This window comes from Aurantiacibacter arachoides (assembly GCF_009827335.1).
Lineage (GTDB): Bacteria > Pseudomonadota > Alphaproteobacteria > Sphingomonadales > Sphingomonadaceae > Alteraurantiacibacter > Alteraurantiacibacter arachoides.
The window spans coordinates 153,867-173,235 of sequence record NZ_WTYH01000001.1 but is presented as its reverse complement, the minus strand read 5'-3'; the positions used below and the strand labels follow the sequence as shown (position 1 = coordinate 173,235).

The following is a 19,369-nucleotide window of genomic DNA, read 5'->3' as shown; positions in this document are numbered from 1 at the left end:
TCTTATCCTCTCGTTCGATTAGTTCGCCGCGCTCATGCGCAGGGTGCCGTTGACGCCGTTGGGGAAGAACCCGCCGCCGGTGACGGCCATTCTATTGAGGTAGACGATGTTGAGCACCTGTCCGGCCGTGCGGCTGTAGGCGAGACCGTTCTCGTCAAGCGGAGCGATGTTGCTGGCGGTGCCACCAAAGGCTTGGGTGGTCGTCAGCCCCTGGTCGAGGTCGGTCGAACCGTCGAGGCTGTCACGCGCGTTGGAAATCGCGATCGTCGCATCGATCAGCGAAGGCGCCTGCAGGCCCTTGGCGTAGAGCGTCGTGCGCACCAGGCTGGCATGGTAGGCTTCCACCGCCAGGATGCCGGCAGCCGCTTCCAGGAACGTCTTGTTGCTGATGAGCGGCGATGCACCCTTGTAGGCGGTGACGCCCACGTCTTCGAAGATGTAGGCGGCGAGCAGGAAGTTCTCGTCGTTGGCGTAGGGATCGAAAGCCTGGCCCGGCCCGATCAGGCCCGCGGCGCGGGCGGCGGCGGAAAAGGCCCCGTTTGCATTGGCGCTGATGTCGATCGTCGGCTGCGCCACCGCGGCGGTGCCGAGCGCACCGCGCAGGAAGGCCACGTGGGCCTGTTCGTCGGCCGCGATCTCGCGGGCGTAGGCCGCCACGGCAGGGTCGGTGAAATTGACCCGGCGGCCGCCTGTCGCCTGACCCCTGGTGCCGGTTCCGGTGAGCAGGTTCTCCGGAAGACCGGCCCCGGTCGCCGCGAACACGTAGAACTGGGCCTCGAGATATTCGAGGTTCAGCGCGAAGTTGAGGATGTCTCCATCCGAGATGGACTGCGCCGCGGCGGGGCTAGACTTGGTAGCGAGCACGAAGCCGCCCGCCGCCATCGACGCTGCGGCAAACCCGCTGAAGAGGTCGCGCCGAGACGCCCGGCGCTGCTCTCGCGCTTCCAGCACCTGGGTAATCTGTTGCTCGTCTGCCATCGGGACCTCCTCGAAAATGCGCTCTTTCTGAACGCGTTGAGAAGTAGGGCGAACGGTGCGAGGCACAGCCGTGGGTACGCAAGCGTACAATAAAATCGCTCCAGTCAGTTGGAAATTAAAGGAGTTTATCTTCGTTCGCCCGATGACCGGATAGACCCTGCCCCGTCGCTGCAATCAACCGGGGCCATCAGAGCCCCGCTGCGTGCGATTGGGAGAAACCGATGCCAAGTTTTGGATCGGGGAGGGATATTACAGAAGCAAGGAACGGCTTTCTCGATTCACTCGGGGCGGCTGATCGGCACTTGCTTGCGCCATTGCTGTTCAGCGTTCGCTGCGAGACCGGGGAAAAGCTTGGTTCGGGTGCCCGCGCCGGATTGCTCATCTATTTCCCGGTGACGCTGGTCGCCTGCCTGCAGTTCACCCGCCAGCGGTGCGGCGTAGGACTGGTCGGGCGCGAAGGCATCGTCGGCTGGGCAGCGGTGCTGGGCGATCGGGGGGACGGCGATAGCGAGGCGACCGTGCTGTTGGACGGCGGCTGGGCTCTGGCCATTTCGGTGGACGAGATGCAGCGTGCCTGTCACTCCAGCGCCACCCTCTCGCTCGGCCTTGCCCGGTTCCTGCAATCCTATACCATTCAGCTGGAAGGCATGATCCGCGCGCGCGATCGCGGCAACCTGAAGGAGAGGCTGTGCGCCTGGCTGCTGATGCTGCATGACCGGGTCGACAGCGATTTCCTGCACGTTACCCACAGCGATCTTGCCGCCCAGCTGGGCGTGCGCCGGGCCTCAGTTACGGATACGCTGCACATCCTCGAAGGCGAGTCCTGCCTCAAATGCAGCCGCGGTATGATTTATGTGGTCGACCGGGCGCATCTGAAACGCAGCGCTGGCGTATCTTACGAACAGCTTCGTTTGCCCACGCGCCAATCCCTTCCCGGCATCTGCGTTGGCAAGCCGCTGACGGAAGTGCGCGCGGTTGCGCATGCGTGAGTTGCCACCAAAGGGACACGATGACCTCCGAGCAGGGAAAAGATCCGCAATCAGAAAGGGTCCGTAAAGTCATATCCCGCCTGGCGGCTTTCGTGGACCTGGAGCCTGCGGAACTGGAGCGCCTGTCGGCCCTCGGCGGCTTCACCAGCCGGTTCGAGCGCGGCGCCGTCATCCGGTCGGAGGCGGCGCATGACATTTACCTGCTGGTGGATGGCTGGGCGGCGAGCGCCGTTGTCCTGGAGAATGGCTCGCGTCAGCTCATCAGCGTCAACTTGCCCGGTGACATCCTGGGCCTGCCGGGTCTCGCCCTGTGCGAACCGATCGACACCGTCGTCGCGCTCACCCAAGTGGAGGTCATCCGCATCGACCAGCAGCACCTTGGCGCACTGTTCGAGAGCAGCCCGAGGCTCGCGGCGATCATGTTCCTGATCTCGCAGGAGGAGCGATCGCTGTTGATGGAACGCCTCGCGCTGACCGGGCAGGCGGAAGCCATGACCCGCCTGGCCGCACTCATCCTGCGCCTGTGCGAGCGCAGTTCCAGCCTGGAGGACGAGGTTTCCCGGCATTTCTCCATGCCGCTTACGCAGCGGGAACTGGGCGAACTGATCGGGATCAGCGCCGTTCACGTCAATGCCCTGGTCAAGCAGTTGCGGACAAGCGGGATCGTGTCGATCAAGAGCCGCATGATGACGATCGAGGACCCCGCGCGCCTGAACATAATCGCCGGTATCGCCCCATGGCGCCGCTCGAAACCCGACTGGCTGCCACCCCGCTAGACACCCGTCCGCCAAGCGCCCCCGCCGATGCGGTCCCCTCCGCCGGGTCCACGCCGAGGTGGAGGCCTGCCTGGAGAGGTAAGTGGTGCCCAGAAGAGGAGCGTAGCAGTTCGACTGGTTCGAGTCCTCGTCCAGACCCGCACTTTCTCCTTTGTTTTCAGCGTTGGTGAGTTCGAGTCCCAGAAGAGGACTCATCCTCCGTTCTATTCTGCTTTGTTTACAACGGGCTCGGTTCTGGCCTGCGAAGAATGGCCCCCAATCTGGCCCCCAAAACCGCGATCCTGCAGTGGTTCGAGTACCAAGTACCCCTGAAAACATTCAGAAATAGCCTTTAGCACATGGCCGCCTAGGTTCAAGGCTGGCTGCAGGAGACCGTAGAATCCCGCGCGCGGGCACAGTCTATAAGCCCTTGATATATAGACCTTATTTGACGATCTGTGCGTTTTTTGCTAGTAGCTGTTTTAGGTGGGGCCCAACCTGGCTGCCCACTAAGCCTCAGGCAAAGGATGGAATAATGAAAAGGCAACCCGCGAGGGTGCTGGAGCCCAGGGATTTGGAGCGGTTGATCAACCATACCGACCAGACCCGGCACCCCACCCGGAACAAGGTAATCGTGTTGCTCAGCTTCAAGGCTGGTCTCCGTGCATGTGAAATCGCGGGCCTAACCTGGTCAATGGTACTGCGATCGGATTGTAAGGTCAGCAACCACCTTTCGATCAGCAAGCACATCGCCAAATATGGGAGCGGCAGACAGATCCCGATGCACCCTGAGTTGCGGGCAGCATTGGTCCGCTACCACCGGGTTTGCGGCAGGGTCAGCGAAGGGCCGGTGGTCCTGTCCGAGCGTGGAAGCCATCTGACCCCGCGCAGTATTGTGAACTGGTTCCACCGAGCATACGCACAGCTGACGCTTCGGGGGTGCTCGTCGCACTCTGGACGGCGCACGTTTATCACGCAATCAGCCCGCATGATCAGCAAGATTGGAGGGTCGCTGCGCGATGTTCAGGAGCTGGCAGGTCATCGCGCCCTGGCGACTACCGAGAGATACATCGAGGGTGACCGGGAAGCCCAGCGCAGGCTGATCGGGTTACTCTAATGGCCGAAGAGTTAGATCGCTCGCGAGTTTCGCCGGATGGCTTTCGCTATCACCTGAACGAGCATTCGGACCACATGCTCGTCATCCGCGCGCTAAACGACAAACTACGGATTGATTGCTCGGGCGGCTATTTCGTCGTCACGCAAGGGATCCATGCGCTTGGCCAGGACGAGCTCGCCAAAATCGAAAAGGCGATAATTGCCTTTGACGACTTTCGGTTTCAGAACGATCCCTTCGGCGAACACGACTTCGGTAAGGTTAGGGTTAGCGGCCGCGATATCTTCTGGAAGATCGACTACTACGATCAAACGCAAACTCACCACAGCCCAGATCCTGCTAATTCCAACGTGACCACGCGCGTCATGACGGTCATGCTGGCATCGGAATACTGATGGCGCGCAAGCCGCCTTTGATCGAAATACGGTTTCCCATCTCAAGGCGCCAATTCGAGAAGATCGACAAAGCCGTCCGGAAGGCGGGCTATGCCGCCGCGATCGAGCGATCGGAAAACATCCTGCCTCCGCGGAATGCGAATGCCTTTGCCGCTGAGGCAATATACGTGATCTGCAATTCGGGGATGAGTAACATCGTAGCCGTTCCGATATTCGCACGGTGCATGGTGGCGCTTCAGAACGGAGAGTCCGTCAGAACAGTGTTTGGGCATCCTGGGAAGGCTGCAGCCATCGATGACATATGGCGCAGACGGGCTTCCCTATTCCGACAGTTGAAGAAGGCAGATAACCTGATCGGGTTTTGCGCTACCCTTCCCTGGACCGGGAACATCACGAAATACCATTTGGCGAAGAACCTAGGCGAGGACGTGGCAAAGCCAGATGTCCACTTGAACCGGCTGGCAAATCCGGAGGGCGTCACAGCGCAGGAAATGTGCGAGAGGCTCGCCAGAGAAACCGGATACCGCGTTGCCACGGTGGACCTTATTCTCTGGCGAGCCTGCGCTGAGGGGATAGTTCACTCTCGCTAACGGTGTTTTACCGGATGATGGCATAGCGATGATAGGTCTTCCGCTTTTTCTTCACTCGATAACGATCCCAAAAATCGTCAAAATAATATGCTGGAAGCTTACCGTCAGCCCACTGTTCACGACTTCGATGCCAGTAATTTAGGCGGCGGCACCATTCCGTCCTGATGAGTTTGCCATCGCCGCTCGCCCGGACCAACTCGCGAAGATCGAATTGCGAAAGCAGCTCGAGCAATCGCACGGCAAACTCAGGCCGGTATCCCTTCAGAGTAGACTTCAGGCGAGGTCCACGCTGCCGGTTCTCCATCATCTTCACATCGAACGGGGGTTTGAACAGATAGTAAGCCAGGTACTTCAGATCAGCCTTTGCATCGATGACCTCGTCCACACACACAGGATCAGCACCAAGCCCGTTATGCCAATGCTTGCTGGCGTTAAGTTCTCGCTCCACCATCACGAGATCGGGTGGGTCGACCGACCACGTGATTGCGTGGATGTGGACCATGATCATACGTCCTTCACCTTCAAGGGAGTGATTGCCCAACCCCTGAACCTCGACAACGTAGATTCCGGCGAGGCCAAGGTTGCGCAGTACCTTGTCAGCTGAAGCCCGGAGGAACTTTATATCAATGGTGGGTTCCCGATCCGACGTGTGTCCACGATCGTGCGTGAAAGTCCAAAATTGAAATTTCAGCTCGGGGTTCGAAAGCTTCAGCTTTTCAAGCGCGCTCCCGAGAAACTCACCGCTCTTTTTCCGCAGAGTAAGATCAGATGCGAGCAGACTATTGCACAGTCGTCCGTAACCCAGCGCTTCATCGAACATCGCCATATCCGGCTTCGGCGCTTTGTGAATTTTTGCGTACTCCTTCACCTTATTGGCAAACACGCGAATTGCGAATGCCATCTTCCCACGAGGATCTTTGTTCTTGTATCCCTTGGCCATCAGAATTCTCCCCCCGAATTTTTCTCGGAGAATTCCAGTTCTGTGTCTTCGCTGGTCGAGGATTCAGGGAAAGAATCCCCCTCACTTTCAACTTCAGCATTACCCTGAAGTATATAACACAGCTGGCTGGCAAAGAAATCTGCCACTCGGCTTGCAGTGATGGAATCACCATTCATCAAGATTTCAGAAAGTTGGCCGTGGCCTGAGCCTGCTGCGAGGCCTTCCAGAGCACATTCTATCACGCTCGAAAACGTGATCCGAGTGCTACGATTAAACTTCGCAACCCTCAGTTTTTTCTCAGAAATCATTGCATAAATCGTTGTCTTTCCGCAACTTAAAAGTTGCGCCGCTTCGGTCACCGTAACGAATATCGGGTACTGCATTTTCGTCTCCATATTTAAGCAAAATCCTCCTCACTCTGAAAAGCACCTTCGCTTTCAGCTGGAAAATTCTGCGGTTTGAGGAAGTGATCGCCCGTTATGGTGGGTACTTAAGCTTCTGATAAAAGCTTATTTTCACCGGCTTTCGCATTCCGTGCCACGGACTTAGCAAGCAGAAAAAATCGATGCCATTGAATGCGATTGCACCCATTAATGTCATGCGATATCACTGACATTATCGATGTTGGTTTCGAGGGTGCGCGTGATGGATGCGAGCGGGAAAAAGAAGATGGGTTACTCGCGGACATTTGATGCCGATAGCAGCAGGCCGTTGAAGCAGCGCGATGTCGAAAGAGCCACTTACAGCATCTGGAATGAGCACAGCGACAGGCTGACGCGTAAGACCTCACCGGGTGATGGAAGTGACACCAAAAACGAGTCAGCAAAGAATTTCCTGCGGCGAGAAGTCTATGCACTTGGGCGCCGTCTCTTGAGAAGCAAATCAGGCCAGGAGCTAGTGGCTAAGTTGTTCTCCCAACTCGGCTTTCGGACCACTCGGCCCCAAGCGATGGAGAACGTGTTCCACGGCCTACTTTGTTGCATCTATGAAGGAGAAGGTGGTTTCACCCGGCAGGAACGATCATTGATCGCCAAAGAATTGGAATACGCCCACCGCCATAACGTGCCACCAGAACTACTATGTGGCTTTCTTTATCAAAGCACTGACCGTCGTAGATTGAGCGCACGCTTGGTGGAGGGCTTCATAGAGCCAGCCTTCCGTCGGCGAACCGATGGAGGCGAAGATGCGTAAGGGTGATCCACTCGGCCCAAAAATAGTAATAGTGCATGAGGGCGGGATGAGCCCGCGCCTCTGTAACACGCCTAAATTTGAAGCCCATCAGACGCGCTACGGCGATCGTAATTTTGCCAACCGGATGTCGGGGTAAGATAGCCATCAAAGTCGTCACTGGTCACAAGTGCATAGTGGAATCGGCTATCTTCCGCGAGACGCTCAGCCGCTTCTTTCTTTGCAATCACAACAGGATCTTCGGCTTTCCAGGCGGACTTAACCTCGACCAGATGGGTCGATCCATCCTCCCGTTGAATGAGGAAGTCAGGATAATAATTGCAGACCGTGTGAGATTCTGGATGGACGTAGTTGACCCTAAAACCCGACTGGCCGTGTACGAGCATCCCGGTGAAATATATCTTGTCGCCATCGTTTAGCCTCAAAACCTTCTCGAAAAAATCGAGTTCTGGCTGACTGTCGAAGCAGTAGTGGTCGAGGTGGAATGATCTGTGCCGGGTTCCGGCATATTGCGGAAAATCGCGGTTGGCGACGAGGTGCGGCTTGGCCCGAAAAGTGAAGGAGGGAACGCGGTTGGCTTCCGGGTTGTAGCCCTTGACCAGCTCGATCTGCTCTTCGACGGGATCGTCGAAGGTTTTGATCTCGAACAGAGCCTGGAAGACGGCAGGGATAACCAGATTATAAAGCACGTCGTTCGACATGTTGACCGTTTCGACCAATCGCGGCAGCCCCGCATCGGTCGCTTCCAGCATGACTGAGATTTCGAACGGCGAGACCCCGTCACCGGCGAAATAGCGGGCTACTTCGGCAACCAGCGTGTACGGGCTAAACTTGCGATTATTGAGCCGGTCGGTAACGTCCTCTTGCTCTGCAATCGCGGCATTCACGGCCTTGCGGCGCCGCAAGGTTGCGCGATATTGCTCCAGGGCGGTATCAGAGAGATCGAACGCAAGTTTCTCCGGTTCGTCCTTACGCCTCGTCTGAAACAGCTGGCGACGCCGCGTGATCGTCAGAACAATCGGCGGGGGAACCGCCGTTACGGTATATGTCTCGCTATCATCGGTCTTCTTCGGGCCTATCTCGTCGGTGGTGACGCGGAAATTTTGCTGGAGCTCGTCCTTTAGAATTTCCATGTTTTCGGCCGAAAGATAGATGTGCCCGGTTTCTTGAATATCGCCGATCGACCGCAGGCAGCGCATGGTCGATTGCAACACGAAAATGCGGGACTTGGGTTTGCGGTACAGGGCAACGCCGAACAATGAACGGCAGTTCCATCCTTCGCGCCCCTTGCCCACGAGCAGTATGAACTGCTTGTCCGACGCTTCCGTATCGAGACGGTTGAACTCGCGGATATCTTCGTCGGTCGTATCGCCGACGTTTACCAGAATGCGATTCGTCGGCACGCCCAGATCGAGAAGGATTTTTTCAAGGGCGGGCCGGAGTTCCGTTATCAGTTCATCGATGGTGGAGGCAAAGATCGCCAGCTTGGGGAGCATCCCCTCTCGGCGGTTTTCGCCTTCGCGTTCCCAAAAGTCCTGCACCGCCAGCTTGAGGAAGTCGCCGGACTTCACGTTGCCGGAATAATCCACGAAATCAGGCTGCTTGAGGTACTTGTTGTCGATGGCGGGCTTCAGGCCATAGGCATAGACAACCTCGGGCATGATCGTGTCTTTGACGTAGGGCGTGCCGGTGAAGTTGTAGCAGCCGACCACGCTGGTCTTTTTGTGCTCCAGCGCGCGTGCCAGTTCATCGATGGTCGTCCGCAGCGCGGAATCCTGCTTGGCCTGGCCGAGGTCTTTTTCCAGTACGGCTCCCATCGAATGGTGCGCTTCATCCACATAGATGCCGAGCTGCGGCAGCCGGGCGATGCGCTGGAACCGGGCGTTGACTGCCAGATCAGCAACGGTTTCCGGCGCAGCTTCGCCCAGCATTTCGTACAGCTCGCCATAAACTTCAGACAGTGTGCCGGTCTTTTCCGAGAACAGCTTGTCCGTTGCGGTTGGCGCGGCAGGGCGGCGTTTCAGGATGATCTTCTGGGTGTTCGAGATGATGACATTGAACGATGATCCATCCTGCGCACCGATGGTTGAGGCGGTGTCATCGAGGAAGTGGAACTTCAGGTTCGAGCGCAGAAAATTGGCATATTCCGGTGGCACAACGTTCGCCAGATCAAACGTCTGGATTTCCTTCAGCGATTGCAGCACCGTCTTGTCGGGCGCAAACATCAGCGCGTTTTTGCAAAAGCGCGTGTCCTTGCTGAATTTGTTGGCGAGCAGGAACTCATAGAAAATACAGGTCGCCATCAGTAGGGTTTTGCCCAAGCCCATGGTCAATGCGAAAATGTAGTTGGGGTAGGATCGGGCGCGCTCGCTTAGCTTGGCGAAGATCGCCTGATATTGCTCTTCGCCCTCCAGCTCCATGAACGGCAGCAGCGTGCCTTGCCCCTTGCGGTCCGCGCCGGTCGTCTGGAATTCAGAGAAAATCCCCTCATTCTTCGCCCATTGCTGAAACAGCTGGTGGACGTGGGCGTTGTCGCCAAATTCTTTCAGGAAGACGTAGATCTCAAGCGCCTCGAACTGCGGCTTCCGCAGAAAGGCATCGGTCCGCAATTCCGGATCATTGAAATCGAGCACCTGCTTCGAAAGCTGCTTGTAGCGCTTGCGGATCGTGCCGCGATTGTCGGTGTAGAATTTCAGCAGGGCCTGGAAGAAAGCGAAATCCTGCCGGATCGTCTTCTTGCCCTTAGCCATTTTCGATATCGCCTTCCCATGACTCGGAAAGCAGATCGGTGATCTTCACCCGGATCGTCGCGGCATCGGCGGGGATCGCATAGCGGCCCGCAACCAGCTGGTCCTTGCCCGGCGCATCGACAATGGCGGGGGTCAGCACCGCGCCGTCAAAGTGGAAATCGACCTTCACGCTCTCAACCAGCTGGCGCCAGTCTTCCACTGCATCGCTTTCCAGCGACAGCTTTTGCAGCAGGTTCATCGGGTAAAAGCCCGTGATGACCAGTTCGCCATTCTCGATGGCGAGGCGCGCGTCGGATGCCTTCTTGAAATGCAAGTGCGCCTTGTCGCGGATCAGGTCGGTGACCATCACCTCGATGTCGAACGGCTTGGCCTCCTTTTGCAGGGCAGGCCCAAGGTCAGGGTCATGCCCCATGCAGACAAGGTGGATGCGCTCGACCGGCTTGTTCGGCGCTTCGGCCTGGCGGCGTTCAAAGGCCTTGAAGTCGAGCCCGTTAATAACCTCGTTCAAGTCTTGCCGCGTCGCGATGCGGTTCACCGGCATGATCTTGACTAGATAGCCTTCGCGTTGGCCATCGAATGCGCTGCTGGGTGGCAATGGCTGCAACTCCATCGCCTCACGGATCAGTTCCTTGGCTTCTGCCGGATTGCGGAAAAGATCGTAGTTATTGACGTTGTAGACTTCAAAGCCCGAGAAAAACTCGCTGGGTTTAGTCAGATCATCATCAGAAAAAAGGTCATCTTGGGCCAAACGTAATCTGTTTCGGAGCTCATTCAGTCGTCCGACAGTCAAGTCTATCGAACCGACATTAACATCAGCACCCAAAAATCTTCGACCAAGCTTCATCGACACAACTTGAGTAGTACCCGATCCCATAAAGGTATCCAAAACGATATCGCCCCGATCGCTTGATGCGCGAACAATCCGTTCCAGCAATTGCTCCGGTTTTCGTGTGGGATAATCCGACCCACCTTTCATTCGGCCAGCATCCTGCCAAATATCTTGGAGGACCTGACCAACATTCTCATCGAGGAATTTTACGAGGCATCGCGCTGCTCCCTTGCGCTGGTCTCGTAGATATATGATCCCATCCTCAAGAGCTTGGTCCATTTCCTCAGGCGTTTTGAATGACCAAACACGCTTGTCTGAAGGTTTTGCCCCTCTCCATGAGAATTGCCGAGCAGGATCTTTGCCTTTGACAGTAGCATTTTCCAGCTTAAACCGACGACCCGGCTGATCAATGCCCTCAAAGTATGTCACTACATCGCCATTTTCAGTCAAAAAAAGCGAATATTCTTTTTCTGCGGCAGATGAAAGCCTTCCAACAACATCCAATGCGTTGTACTTTGGCGTATCGCCCTTGGAATACCAAAAAATCGTATCATGGATCCTGCCAAAGCGACTCAATGCATCGTTATGAGGGTCGGTTCGCTGCCAAATTATTTCAGCTTGAAACCGGGTTGATCCAAAAATTTCGTCTAAAATGCATCTTAAATGATGAGCTTTGTGCCAATCGCAGTGTAAGTATATACTTCCGTTATCGTCAAGAAGCTCCCTTACAAGAGAAATTCTCTCATACATAAATTGATTGTAGCTGTCATTTGTCCATATATCTGCATATTGAGTCTCTTCAAATGCATGATAATCCCCGACTGCTGACTTTCCCTTCAGGCTAACTGCTCTTCGATAATCAGCGTTGCTATCAAACGGTGGATCAATGTACGCGAGGCTGACTTTGCCACGAAACTCCCGCAGCAGGTGCGACATCACCTGAAGATTGTCGCCCCAGTAGATGCGGTTCCACCAGCCATCAGTCGGATCGCCATAGGATTCCTTCTTCTGGGCAGGGAAATACTGGGTCGATTTGAACGGGCGCTTGCCTGCCCAACGCAGTTCGGGGAACCCACGGATCGGCGGCAGATCGAATTCAAACGTCTCAAATGCTTCTGGGTTATCCTTGCTCATGCCGCCCTTTCAATCCCGTCTCACTGATGTAGCCGCGCCTTAGGCACGGCAAAAAGTCATATCGCAAAATGACCGGAAGTCGCAGTTTTTGCACAGCTTCTCCGGTCGCTCCTTCAACCCATATTCGTTGGCGACGATTTTGCCGATAACCGAATCAACCTGGTCAATTGTGCCCTTGATGTCCGCCGTCTCGCGGTTGAACGTGATGCGCGGATTCCCGGATTCCTCGCCGGTATAATACAGCGCCATCCGGTCCACCCGCACGCCGCGCTTTTCCTCGAACAAATGCGCGTAAATCTGGAGCTGCCGACGGTATCGCGCCACTTTCTCTGCGTCGTCGATCAGGTCGGGCTTCTTCTCGGTCTTGAAGTCGATGATCTCCCACGCCCCATCCTCGGCCTGGATCAGATCGACATTGCCGGTCAGGACGTAATCGTCCTTGAGCAGGCTCAGCTCGACCTCGGCCTCGCGCAGCCGGTGCCAGTTGTTCCGTTCCCGGTCGACATAGGTCGCGACATGGCGGCGTGCGATGCGCAGCACCGGCTCGCCCAGATAGACCCGCTCTTTCTGAGAGATATTGGCATAGTTGGTGCGGAACCAGTGGTCGATCTGGTCAGTGGTGACCTTCTTTTCGTCACCACGCAGCACGGCCTTGTGAATGTCTTCGATGGTCTGGTGAACGAGCGTTCCGAACAGGATGGCGTTCGTCCGTACCGGCGCAAACTCAAGATCCTTGAAGAAGCGATATTGCTGCGGGCAAGCCTCGAAAATCAGCACGTCCGAGGTGAAGGAATAGCTGTGCTTGAGGTTGCCCGCCTTGATAGTGGCCAGCTTGGTGATCGCCGGATCAAACGTCAGCTCCCGCCAGCCCTTGAGCGGTGTGTAGACGGGTTTGAAATACTGAGTTGGGACATTGCGCTGTCCCTTTGCCTTCGGCGTGTTCTCCTGACAGCTGAGCACCAGCATGTTCTGCGCGCGCGAAAAGGCTGTGTAGAACAAGCGCCAAAAATCGAACGTCTTGATCCGGTCGAGCGGCTCGAACGGCTCGCCTTCGCCAAACTCCGCTTCTAGCAGCGCATCGAGCGGAGATTGCTGGTGACGCGGCACCGCATCGAGCGAGCCTGCAATGACAATCGGAAACTCTAACCCCTTCGACTGGTGGATTGTCATCAGCGAGACGCAGCCGGAGGGCGCATATTCCGCCTCATCCTCATACTCTTCGATCCCGCCATCCCATAGGAACCGCAGGAAATAATTGAAGAGCATCAGCAGATCGCGCTCCAGCCGGTCCGGCTGAAGGATGATGACGTTGTAGAGATATTCGAACTTGTTCAGCAGTCGCGAGAATTTGGCCAGGTTTCGCGCCGGGCGGCTATCGCGCACGCCGCCATGGGCAGTGGCTTCACCAAGGTATCGGCTGAAGGTGGGGAACTGCACCAGATCGTAGAAAAGGTTGGCAAAGGAGTAGTTGGTATTCTCGGACAGCGAGAGGTGCTGCCGGGCCTTGTCCTTGATCCAAGCCGCAATTTGCGCATCCTCGCCCGATTTGAGGTGAGCGATAAAGTCACTCAGGCAACGGTCAAAATAGGCCCAGACGTCCAACTGCATTCCCTCGCGAGTGGCACGAATCGAGCCATATTGCGGGAACAGGAACATGTAGGCGCCGATCAGCAGGCGGATCTCGTCGCGCTCGAAATACATGTTGGATCGCGGCGCAAAGATCGGGATACCCGCAGCCTCAAGGTCATTGGCGAAACGCACAACCTTGGGATTGCGAACCGAGCGAAACAGGAATGCGACCTGATTCCAGTCTTTGATGATCCCGTCGGCGCGCAGCTTAGTCAGGAACGCTACGGTTTCGCTTGCCCAATCATCGCCGCCATCCTCGCCCGAAACTTTGAATACAACGGGCCGCTCAGCGCGGTCATTGCCCGCTGCTTCGATGACCTTTGGAAAGCGGTAAGACCGGCCAGGCCCCTGCCAGTCCGCCAGCTCCATCCAGCGGTTGTAGAAACCGACAATGTCAGGGTGGGAGCGATAGTTTTTGGTGAGGTAAATTTGTTTGCAGGTGTCAGCTGGGAACCGGGAGGGAAACTCGAGGATGTTTCGGATTGAGGCACCGCGAAAGCGGTACAGCGCCTGATCGTCATCCCCCACCACGCAAATGTTGTTATGCCTCGAGGCCAGCTTGAGGATGATCTTCTCCTGGATCGTATTGGTGTCTTGGTACTCGTCGATCATGAGATAATCGAACCGTAAGCACAGCTGATCTGCCACCTCGGGCAACTCTAGCAGCCGCATCACCTCCACCTGAATCGAGGAGAAGTCGACGTAGTTGTATTGCTCTAGCAGGACCTGGTAGCGCGCATAGGCCATGCCGAGCACCTGCAGCTCGTCACCGGTCGCCTCAGTAAGCAGGTTGGCGTCCACCGCTTCTTCTGACAGCATATTCAGGTAGCCGCACAGCCGTTCGGCAACACGCCATAAGGACAAGCGCGGCGACGGCCTGATAAGGTCTTCTAAACCCTCTATGTCCCGAAACTCAGGCAGGCGCTGAAACACAAAATACTGCTGGTCGAACTGGTCGAGTATCGTGAAATTGCGCCGGATGCGGGAGAAGGCGCGAAACTCCTCGATGATATCAAGGAAGATCGAGTGGAGCGTGCCGACAGTTAGGTCGAGCGGGTTTTGGTCTCCCCCAGATTTAGCCAGACGACCCGTTATGCGGGCACTCAGCTCCTTCGCCGCCTTCTCCGTAAATGTTGAGATCAGCACGCGCCCGGGATCGACATCGCGTGTGGCTAGAAGGTGGGCTGTGCGCTCAACCAGCGAGAATGTTTTGCCTGAGCCAGGGCCCGCGACGATGAGGACTGGGCCATCAAGCGCATCGATCGCCTGGCGTTGTTCGACATTCGGACCCAAACCCTAACCCCCTCCGGTGTGCGGGGACTACAGTAGCCTAAACTGGTGCCATTTGTCACAATTGTACATGAGTCCTGCGCGAAGGCTTAGTTGGCGCCGTTAAGGGGAGAATCCGATGGCAAACGAATCAGCAGTAATTCCCTCCTCTTCTAAGATTTGACGCCTGTCTGCTTTGCGCCCTAATATCGGTCGTTCGTCGGCATTTCCGGCGAACCCTAAAAGCTGCCGTCCAGCGCGCGCGCTGGACGGCAGGAACTCCCTGCCGCCGCTTGGGCAAAATCAAGGTGGGCCTACCGGCCTTATCGCGACCCGATTTCGCTATCCGACAATTCTTGAACCGGTCGTAGATTTATTGCCCGTCAGAACATCGTTCACACAGACGGGCTAGACAACAAGAATGCGCCAGATCGAAGCATTGTTCTCTGCTTGAGTTGCCACGATGGACCTGTGCATGCACAATCACGAGCCGGGGGAACAGCGATGGTCCATTTGTATATCTCAATCGTCGAAATGAGCGCGGGTCGAGCGGCCTGGCTAGCGCCATGGGACGATGAAGTGGTCTGATCGCGGTGACCAACTTTGAGGCACTCAATGCAATCCCGATCGCGTCAGTTTGCGCTGCACTCGGGATGAAGGTCGCCACCAACGGGCGCGCACGTTGCCCGATGCCCGAACATGAGGATCGCGATCCATCCTTCTCGCTGCGTCAAGCCACCAACACCTTCAAATGCTTCGCGTGCGGCGAATGGGGTGGTGTGATCGACCTAGTCATGAAGGTGGAGCGACTGGATCTGGTGCGGGCAGTCTGCTGGCTAGGCGAGCGGTTTGGCAGTGAAGTTCGGCCGCGCCAGGCAGTGCGCGCAGCTGCGATCCGTGCGAGACCATTGACGCAACCAAAGATCGCGGTCGAACCGGCATATTTCCCAGATACGGAAATCTTCTCCTGGCTGATGACGCGTTGCCCACTGCGCGCTTCCGGTCGCTCCTACCTAGAGGGGCGCGGCTTTAGTGGTGCGATCATAGCTCGGTTTGAAATCGGCCAGGTCGATGACCGTGCTGCGATATTTCGCGAGGCGTGCGCACGGTTCGACCTGGCAAGGCTCGAGCGTTGTGGGCTGGTAAGCACCGGGCGATACGGCCCCTTCCTGGCCTACCCTTCCGACTTCTTATTGTTTCCATTTATGGATCAAGGAGGCATTCGGTACGTCCAAGGTAGAAACCTGAAGGACGGAAAAGCGCGCCGTTGGGCTAACCTATCGAAGCTTGCGCCGCCCGCCTACAATTTGGACGCGTTGACGTCAGACGCGAGCACTATTTTGATTTGCGAAGGGGTGACGGACGTTCTGTCAGCCGTCGAGCTCGGCCAAACAGCGATCGGATTGCTTGGAGCCAACAGCAAGGTTGAGCCATCGGTCATCGCGAGACTCAAAGGGTTCAACGTTATTGTCGTCGGAGATGCCGATGACGCCGGACAAGCGTTTGCGCGCGCATTGGTTGCGCGGCTGGGTAGCCACGGCATTACGGCGATGACGCGGCGTCCCCCCGACGGCGCCAACGACCTCAATGCCTATCTCCTTCAACGCCGGAGCAACGTCCAATGAGTTGGTTCGATCTACTGTTGCTGCCGGAGAATGTGCTGTGGGCATGGCGTAAGGTACGTCGAGCGTATCGCACAGCGGACAGTCTCTTTGATCAAGCAGAAGTTGCAGCGTTCGAACTTGACCTCGAAGCTCAACTCGACAGCATTCGGAACGATTTTGCTACCGGCGTTTGGACCACGATGCCGCTGCGACTCGTTCCCCAGCCGAAAAAGCCCGACAAAGATGGGCATCCGCGTTTGCGTCAGTATTTCCAGGTGTCGGTCCGCGACCAAGTCGCGTGGTGCGCGCTCGTTAATGTGCTGGGTCCCGAGCTTGATCAGAAGATGCCAGCGTGGAGCTACGGCAATCGGCTGTATCGGGCTGCGTGGTACGAGCGAGAACCAGGCGACGCGCGTCCTTCGCGCCTGAACATCGGACCCTACCGCCACTCGGCGGGACATCTCTATCGGCATTTCAAACATAGCTGGCCGCTGTTTCGTCGTCACATTTCGCTCAGCGCTCGCAAGATGGTCGCGGATGACATTGACCCAGATGCGCTGGACCACGGGGAGCGCTTGGCGCTGGAGCAAAGCGACGGTTTGGCATATCTCGATACCGACCATTGGCTCCGGCCGAAGGACGCCGGAGACACAATTTACGCCGCCTCTTTCGATCTGCGCAAATTTTACCCGTCCGTGCGTACCGCCGCGATCCTGCGCGGGTTCGAAGTCCATGTTCAGGATTTCCGCGATGACGAGAGATTGCCGCATCTCGTCGCCCAAATGCTGGCGTTCAAGGTCGATACTAAAACCGTCTCCGCAGACCTTGCGCAGGTTGTCGACCCGCCCGTCGTCGACGGGCCGTTCGACGGCATTCCCACTGGGCTATTCGTTGGTGGCTTTCTGGCCAACGTTGCTATGTTGACGCTCGATCTGGAGATCGACGCGTTGCTTCTGCACCGGCGCGACGTCGCTCATTTTCGCTTCGTCGATGATCACGAGGTGCTGGCGTATGATTTTGCCGCCGTCGTAGCTTGGATCCGCGACTATGCGCGCCTTCTGCGAAAACACGACATTGGACCAGAGATCGAGCCCGACAAATACATTCCTGCGCAGCTGAAATGGATACTCGATCCCGACGCTCAAGACGCACCAAACGAGAGTGCTGAGGAACTTATAGTGCAAGCTTCCAGGGCGGCGGCGGTTAATGGTCGCAAGCCAAGCGAGTTGATGACGCGCACACTCGCACAGGTTTCCATGCTGGCCGCAATCGACTTCGATCTCCTCACCGATTCGGGTCGCGAGCGGCTTGAACAACTCGAATGGTTGCTGCTCGCGAATATTCCCGAAAATGAAATCCGCGGCGATACCCGGATGGCGTTTGCGGCGGCTCGCATTGCCAAGCTTACGCCAGCGCTTTTTCGACCTAATGACGAACTGCTAGAGGCCGAACGCGCATATCGATTGCTGCCTCGACCAGCGCAAGATGATGAAAACGCTCATGCCGCGATTGCTGCTTTGGAGGAGGTGATTAGTGAGCTCAGCCAGAAGGAGCGCGATACGTGGGATGCACTGCTCAAACGTCACTTCGGGTTGTTGTTTGAAGCGTTCGCCAGACACCCCGACAAAGTCCGTTTGTGGATACGCCTAATCGATTTCTGCCGCGTAACCGGACATAACGGCTTTGATCGAATGACGGCTTGGCTGCGCGAGCAAGAAGTCAGCGATCACCAGCATCTCAGTTGTTATCTCGGCGCGCTTGCCCTCCAGACGCTGAGCCGACATGTCATCACTGCGAGTGTGGCAGCGACGCGCGTTGATGCACTGCACCGCGAACAGTCGGCAGCAAAACACTTTCTCGCGCATGTTGCGGCAAGTGACATCACTGCCTTTGCTGCGACGAAACGACCAGTCCAAGCCTTTCAGGCGCAAGCAACGCGCGCCTTTGTCGCCGCATCGGTCATGGCTAGCGAGGAGATCATAAACGCAGTGCCAGGTGTCGCTCAGGCCCTCATGAAATGCGCCTCCAAGCTCGATCCTGGCCGAGCGTCCCCATCCATAAAAACGCTTAGCGAAAGAGGTTCTTCGCTGGGCGTTTGGTATCACTGGTTTTTCACCGCCAGTGGAGCCTATGGCGATTTCGCGCCGAGCTACTGGCCTCGGATCGCAGCGTGCTTGGACGCGACGAACGTCAGCGACTGGAACGCCTTGCGTCGCTACCCGAAAGATTTGCCCCGTCACGCCTGGGCCAGGTTAGGGGAGCATCCTGCGCTACTTAATCCAGATGATGCAGGTTGGCTGCTTGATGCCGCTCGCGGCAACCTTGAAGAATTCGCTGGCCTCCCCGATTCCCCTATGGTCGCCGAGATTCAGGAGCGCACCGACAAACTTCGTAGCACCAACACTCTGTGCGATTGGGTGAGCCTTACTGCTACCCTCAAACCCAATGACCCCCGGCGATCGGAATGGACGGCGCTCGAGATCATTCGTCAGATACTCAAGCCCCTGTTCTCCTTTGACCAGGAACTGGACCTCGAAAGCCGCGATGCCGACTTCCTCGACATACTGCATCCGGAAAATGTGCAAATTCCACCGGAATGGCGTTTTTTGCCAGATGATCCGGCAAACACAGTGGTCCCGACATGGGAGGGCTGGCGCAAACATGTTCGAGTCCACGAAGTACGCGTCACCGACACCGGCCTTGGCGACTACCGTTACCGGGAAATTCTACCTGCGAAAGACCGCGCATGGCCTCGACGGCTACGGCCAATAGGTCAATTGCTCTGGGGTATCTTGCGCGGCAGTTTCGCGCTGCCCGCGGCGTGGAATGTCCGTGGCCAGGAGCGTGGCTTGGTCGAGCTCGTGGCGTGGGATCTTGAGCGCTTGCCGATATCGTCGTTCAGCCTCGCCATTCTGCAATCATGTCTGCTGCCGCGAAACCGCGAGACCTCGCTGTTTGATATGTTTCCGTCGTTATTCGGCAAACGCATTGGCCACGCAGATAATGACACGGAATTCGATCAGCCGATCCTATCGCCTGAACAGCTCAGCAAGCTGATTGAGCGCGCGCAAGCGATCCTTCAGCTTACGCAAATTACGGTACTCGAGCACGATCCTCGCCAGCTGATCCCCGTGCGGTTGCGTCAGCTCGGTGCATTTGAAGGTGAAGGTGACGCTATCGATACGGACGTGCCGCAATGACGCTC

14 protein-coding genes are annotated in these 19,369 nt (G+C 56.8%); 8 read left to right on the top strand and 6 right to left on the bottom strand.

All coding sequences use genetic code 11. The annotated features are described in order from the left end of the window. Positions 1-18 precede the first annotated feature (18 nt). Positions 19-978, bottom strand: coding sequence for a ferritin-like domain-containing protein (locus GRI62_RS00885; protein ID WP_131451547.1), 960 nt, complete (start codon positions 976-978; stop codon positions 19-21). Between the two features lie 314 nt (positions 979-1,292). On the opposite strand from GRI62_RS00885, the gene GRI62_RS00880 reads away from it, so the two are divergent. The 5 genes from GRI62_RS00880 to GRI62_RS00860 all read left to right on the top strand — a co-directional run bounded on the left by GRI62_RS00880 (position 1,293) and on the right by GRI62_RS00860 (position 4,821). Then, positions 1,293-1,967, top strand: a complete 675-nt coding sequence (locus tag GRI62_RS00880; protein WP_160731775.1) for a Crp/Fnr family transcriptional regulator — start codon at positions 1,293-1,295, stop codon at positions 1,965-1,967. Between the two features lie 92 nt (positions 1,968-2,059). Further along, positions 2,060-2,743 (top strand): Crp/Fnr family transcriptional regulator, encoded by a 684-nt coding sequence (locus GRI62_RS00875; protein WP_160731774.1) that lies wholly within the window; start codon positions 2,060-2,062, stop codon positions 2,741-2,743. A gap of 514 nt (positions 2,744-3,257) precedes the next feature. Beyond that, positions 3,258-3,839 (top strand): tyrosine-type recombinase/integrase, encoded by a 582-nt coding sequence (locus GRI62_RS00870; RefSeq protein WP_131451544.1) that lies wholly within the window; start codon positions 3,258-3,260, stop codon positions 3,837-3,839. Next, positions 3,839-4,231, top strand: coding sequence for a DUF3768 domain-containing protein (locus tag GRI62_RS00865; RefSeq protein WP_234027328.1), 393 nt, complete (start codon positions 3,839-3,841; stop codon positions 4,229-4,231). The genes GRI62_RS00870 and GRI62_RS00865 overlap by 1 nt, the downstream gene beginning before the upstream one ends. Further along, positions 4,231-4,821, top strand: a complete 591-nt coding sequence (locus GRI62_RS00860; protein ID WP_131451543.1) for a hypothetical protein — start codon at positions 4,231-4,233, stop codon at positions 4,819-4,821. Before GRI62_RS00865 ends, GRI62_RS00860 begins: the two co-directional genes overlap by 1 nt. Positions 4,822-4,828: 7 nt before the next feature. Here GRI62_RS00860 and GRI62_RS00855 read toward each other — a convergent pair whose 3' ends face one another. Both GRI62_RS00855 and GRI62_RS00850 read right to left on the bottom strand, forming a co-directional pair. Then, positions 4,829-5,761, bottom strand: a complete 933-nt coding sequence (locus GRI62_RS00855) for a hypothetical protein (protein ID WP_131451542.1) — start codon at positions 5,759-5,761, stop codon at positions 4,829-4,831. Next, positions 5,761-6,144: a helix-turn-helix domain-containing protein gene (locus tag GRI62_RS00850; RefSeq protein ID WP_160731773.1), complete on the bottom strand. Its 384-nt coding sequence runs from the start codon at positions 6,142-6,144 to the stop codon at positions 5,761-5,763. Before GRI62_RS00850 ends, GRI62_RS00855 begins: the two co-directional genes overlap by 1 nt. Positions 6,145-6,397: 253 nt before the next feature. On the opposite strand from GRI62_RS00850, the gene GRI62_RS00845 reads away from it, so the two are divergent. Continuing rightward, the gene (locus GRI62_RS00845; protein ID WP_160731772.1) at positions 6,398-6,952 is read left to right on the top strand and encodes a hypothetical protein; all 555 of its coding nucleotides are present in this window, start codon (positions 6,398-6,400) and stop codon (positions 6,950-6,952) included. 71 nt (positions 6,953-7,023) lie between these two features. Here the strand turns inward: GRI62_RS00845 and GRI62_RS00840 are convergent, their stop codons facing one another. Genes GRI62_RS00840 through GRI62_RS00830 form a run of 3 tightly spaced genes read right to left on the bottom strand, consistent with a single transcriptional unit; the run spans position 7,024 to position 14,584 of the window. Then, on the bottom strand, positions 7,024-9,699 hold the full coding sequence (locus GRI62_RS00840; RefSeq protein WP_131451539.1) for a TnsA endonuclease N-terminal domain-containing protein: 2,676 nt from the start codon (positions 9,697-9,699) through the stop codon (positions 7,024-7,026). Beyond that, positions 9,692-11,662 (bottom strand): site-specific DNA-methyltransferase, encoded by a 1,971-nt coding sequence (locus tag GRI62_RS00835; RefSeq protein WP_131451538.1) that lies wholly within the window; start codon positions 11,660-11,662, stop codon positions 9,692-9,694. The genes GRI62_RS00840 and GRI62_RS00835 overlap by 8 nt, the downstream gene beginning before the upstream one ends. Before the next feature lie 39 nt (positions 11,663-11,701). Further along, positions 11,702-14,584 (bottom strand): ATP-dependent helicase, encoded by a 2,883-nt coding sequence (locus GRI62_RS00830; protein WP_131451537.1) that lies wholly within the window; start codon positions 14,582-14,584, stop codon positions 11,702-11,704. Positions 14,585-15,153: 569 nt separating this feature from the next. Here GRI62_RS00830 and GRI62_RS00825 point away from each other — a divergent pair. After that, a complete protein-coding gene (locus tag GRI62_RS00825; RefSeq protein ID WP_131451536.1) occupies positions 15,154-16,185 on the top strand; it encodes a CHC2 zinc finger domain-containing protein in 1,032 nt (343 codons plus the stop codon). Beyond that, positions 16,182-19,364, top strand: coding sequence for an RNA-directed DNA polymerase (locus GRI62_RS00820; protein WP_131451535.1), 3,183 nt, complete (start codon positions 16,182-16,184; stop codon positions 19,362-19,364). Before GRI62_RS00825 ends, GRI62_RS00820 begins: the two co-directional genes overlap by 4 nt. The last annotated feature ends 5 nt before the right edge of the window (positions 19,365-19,369 follow it).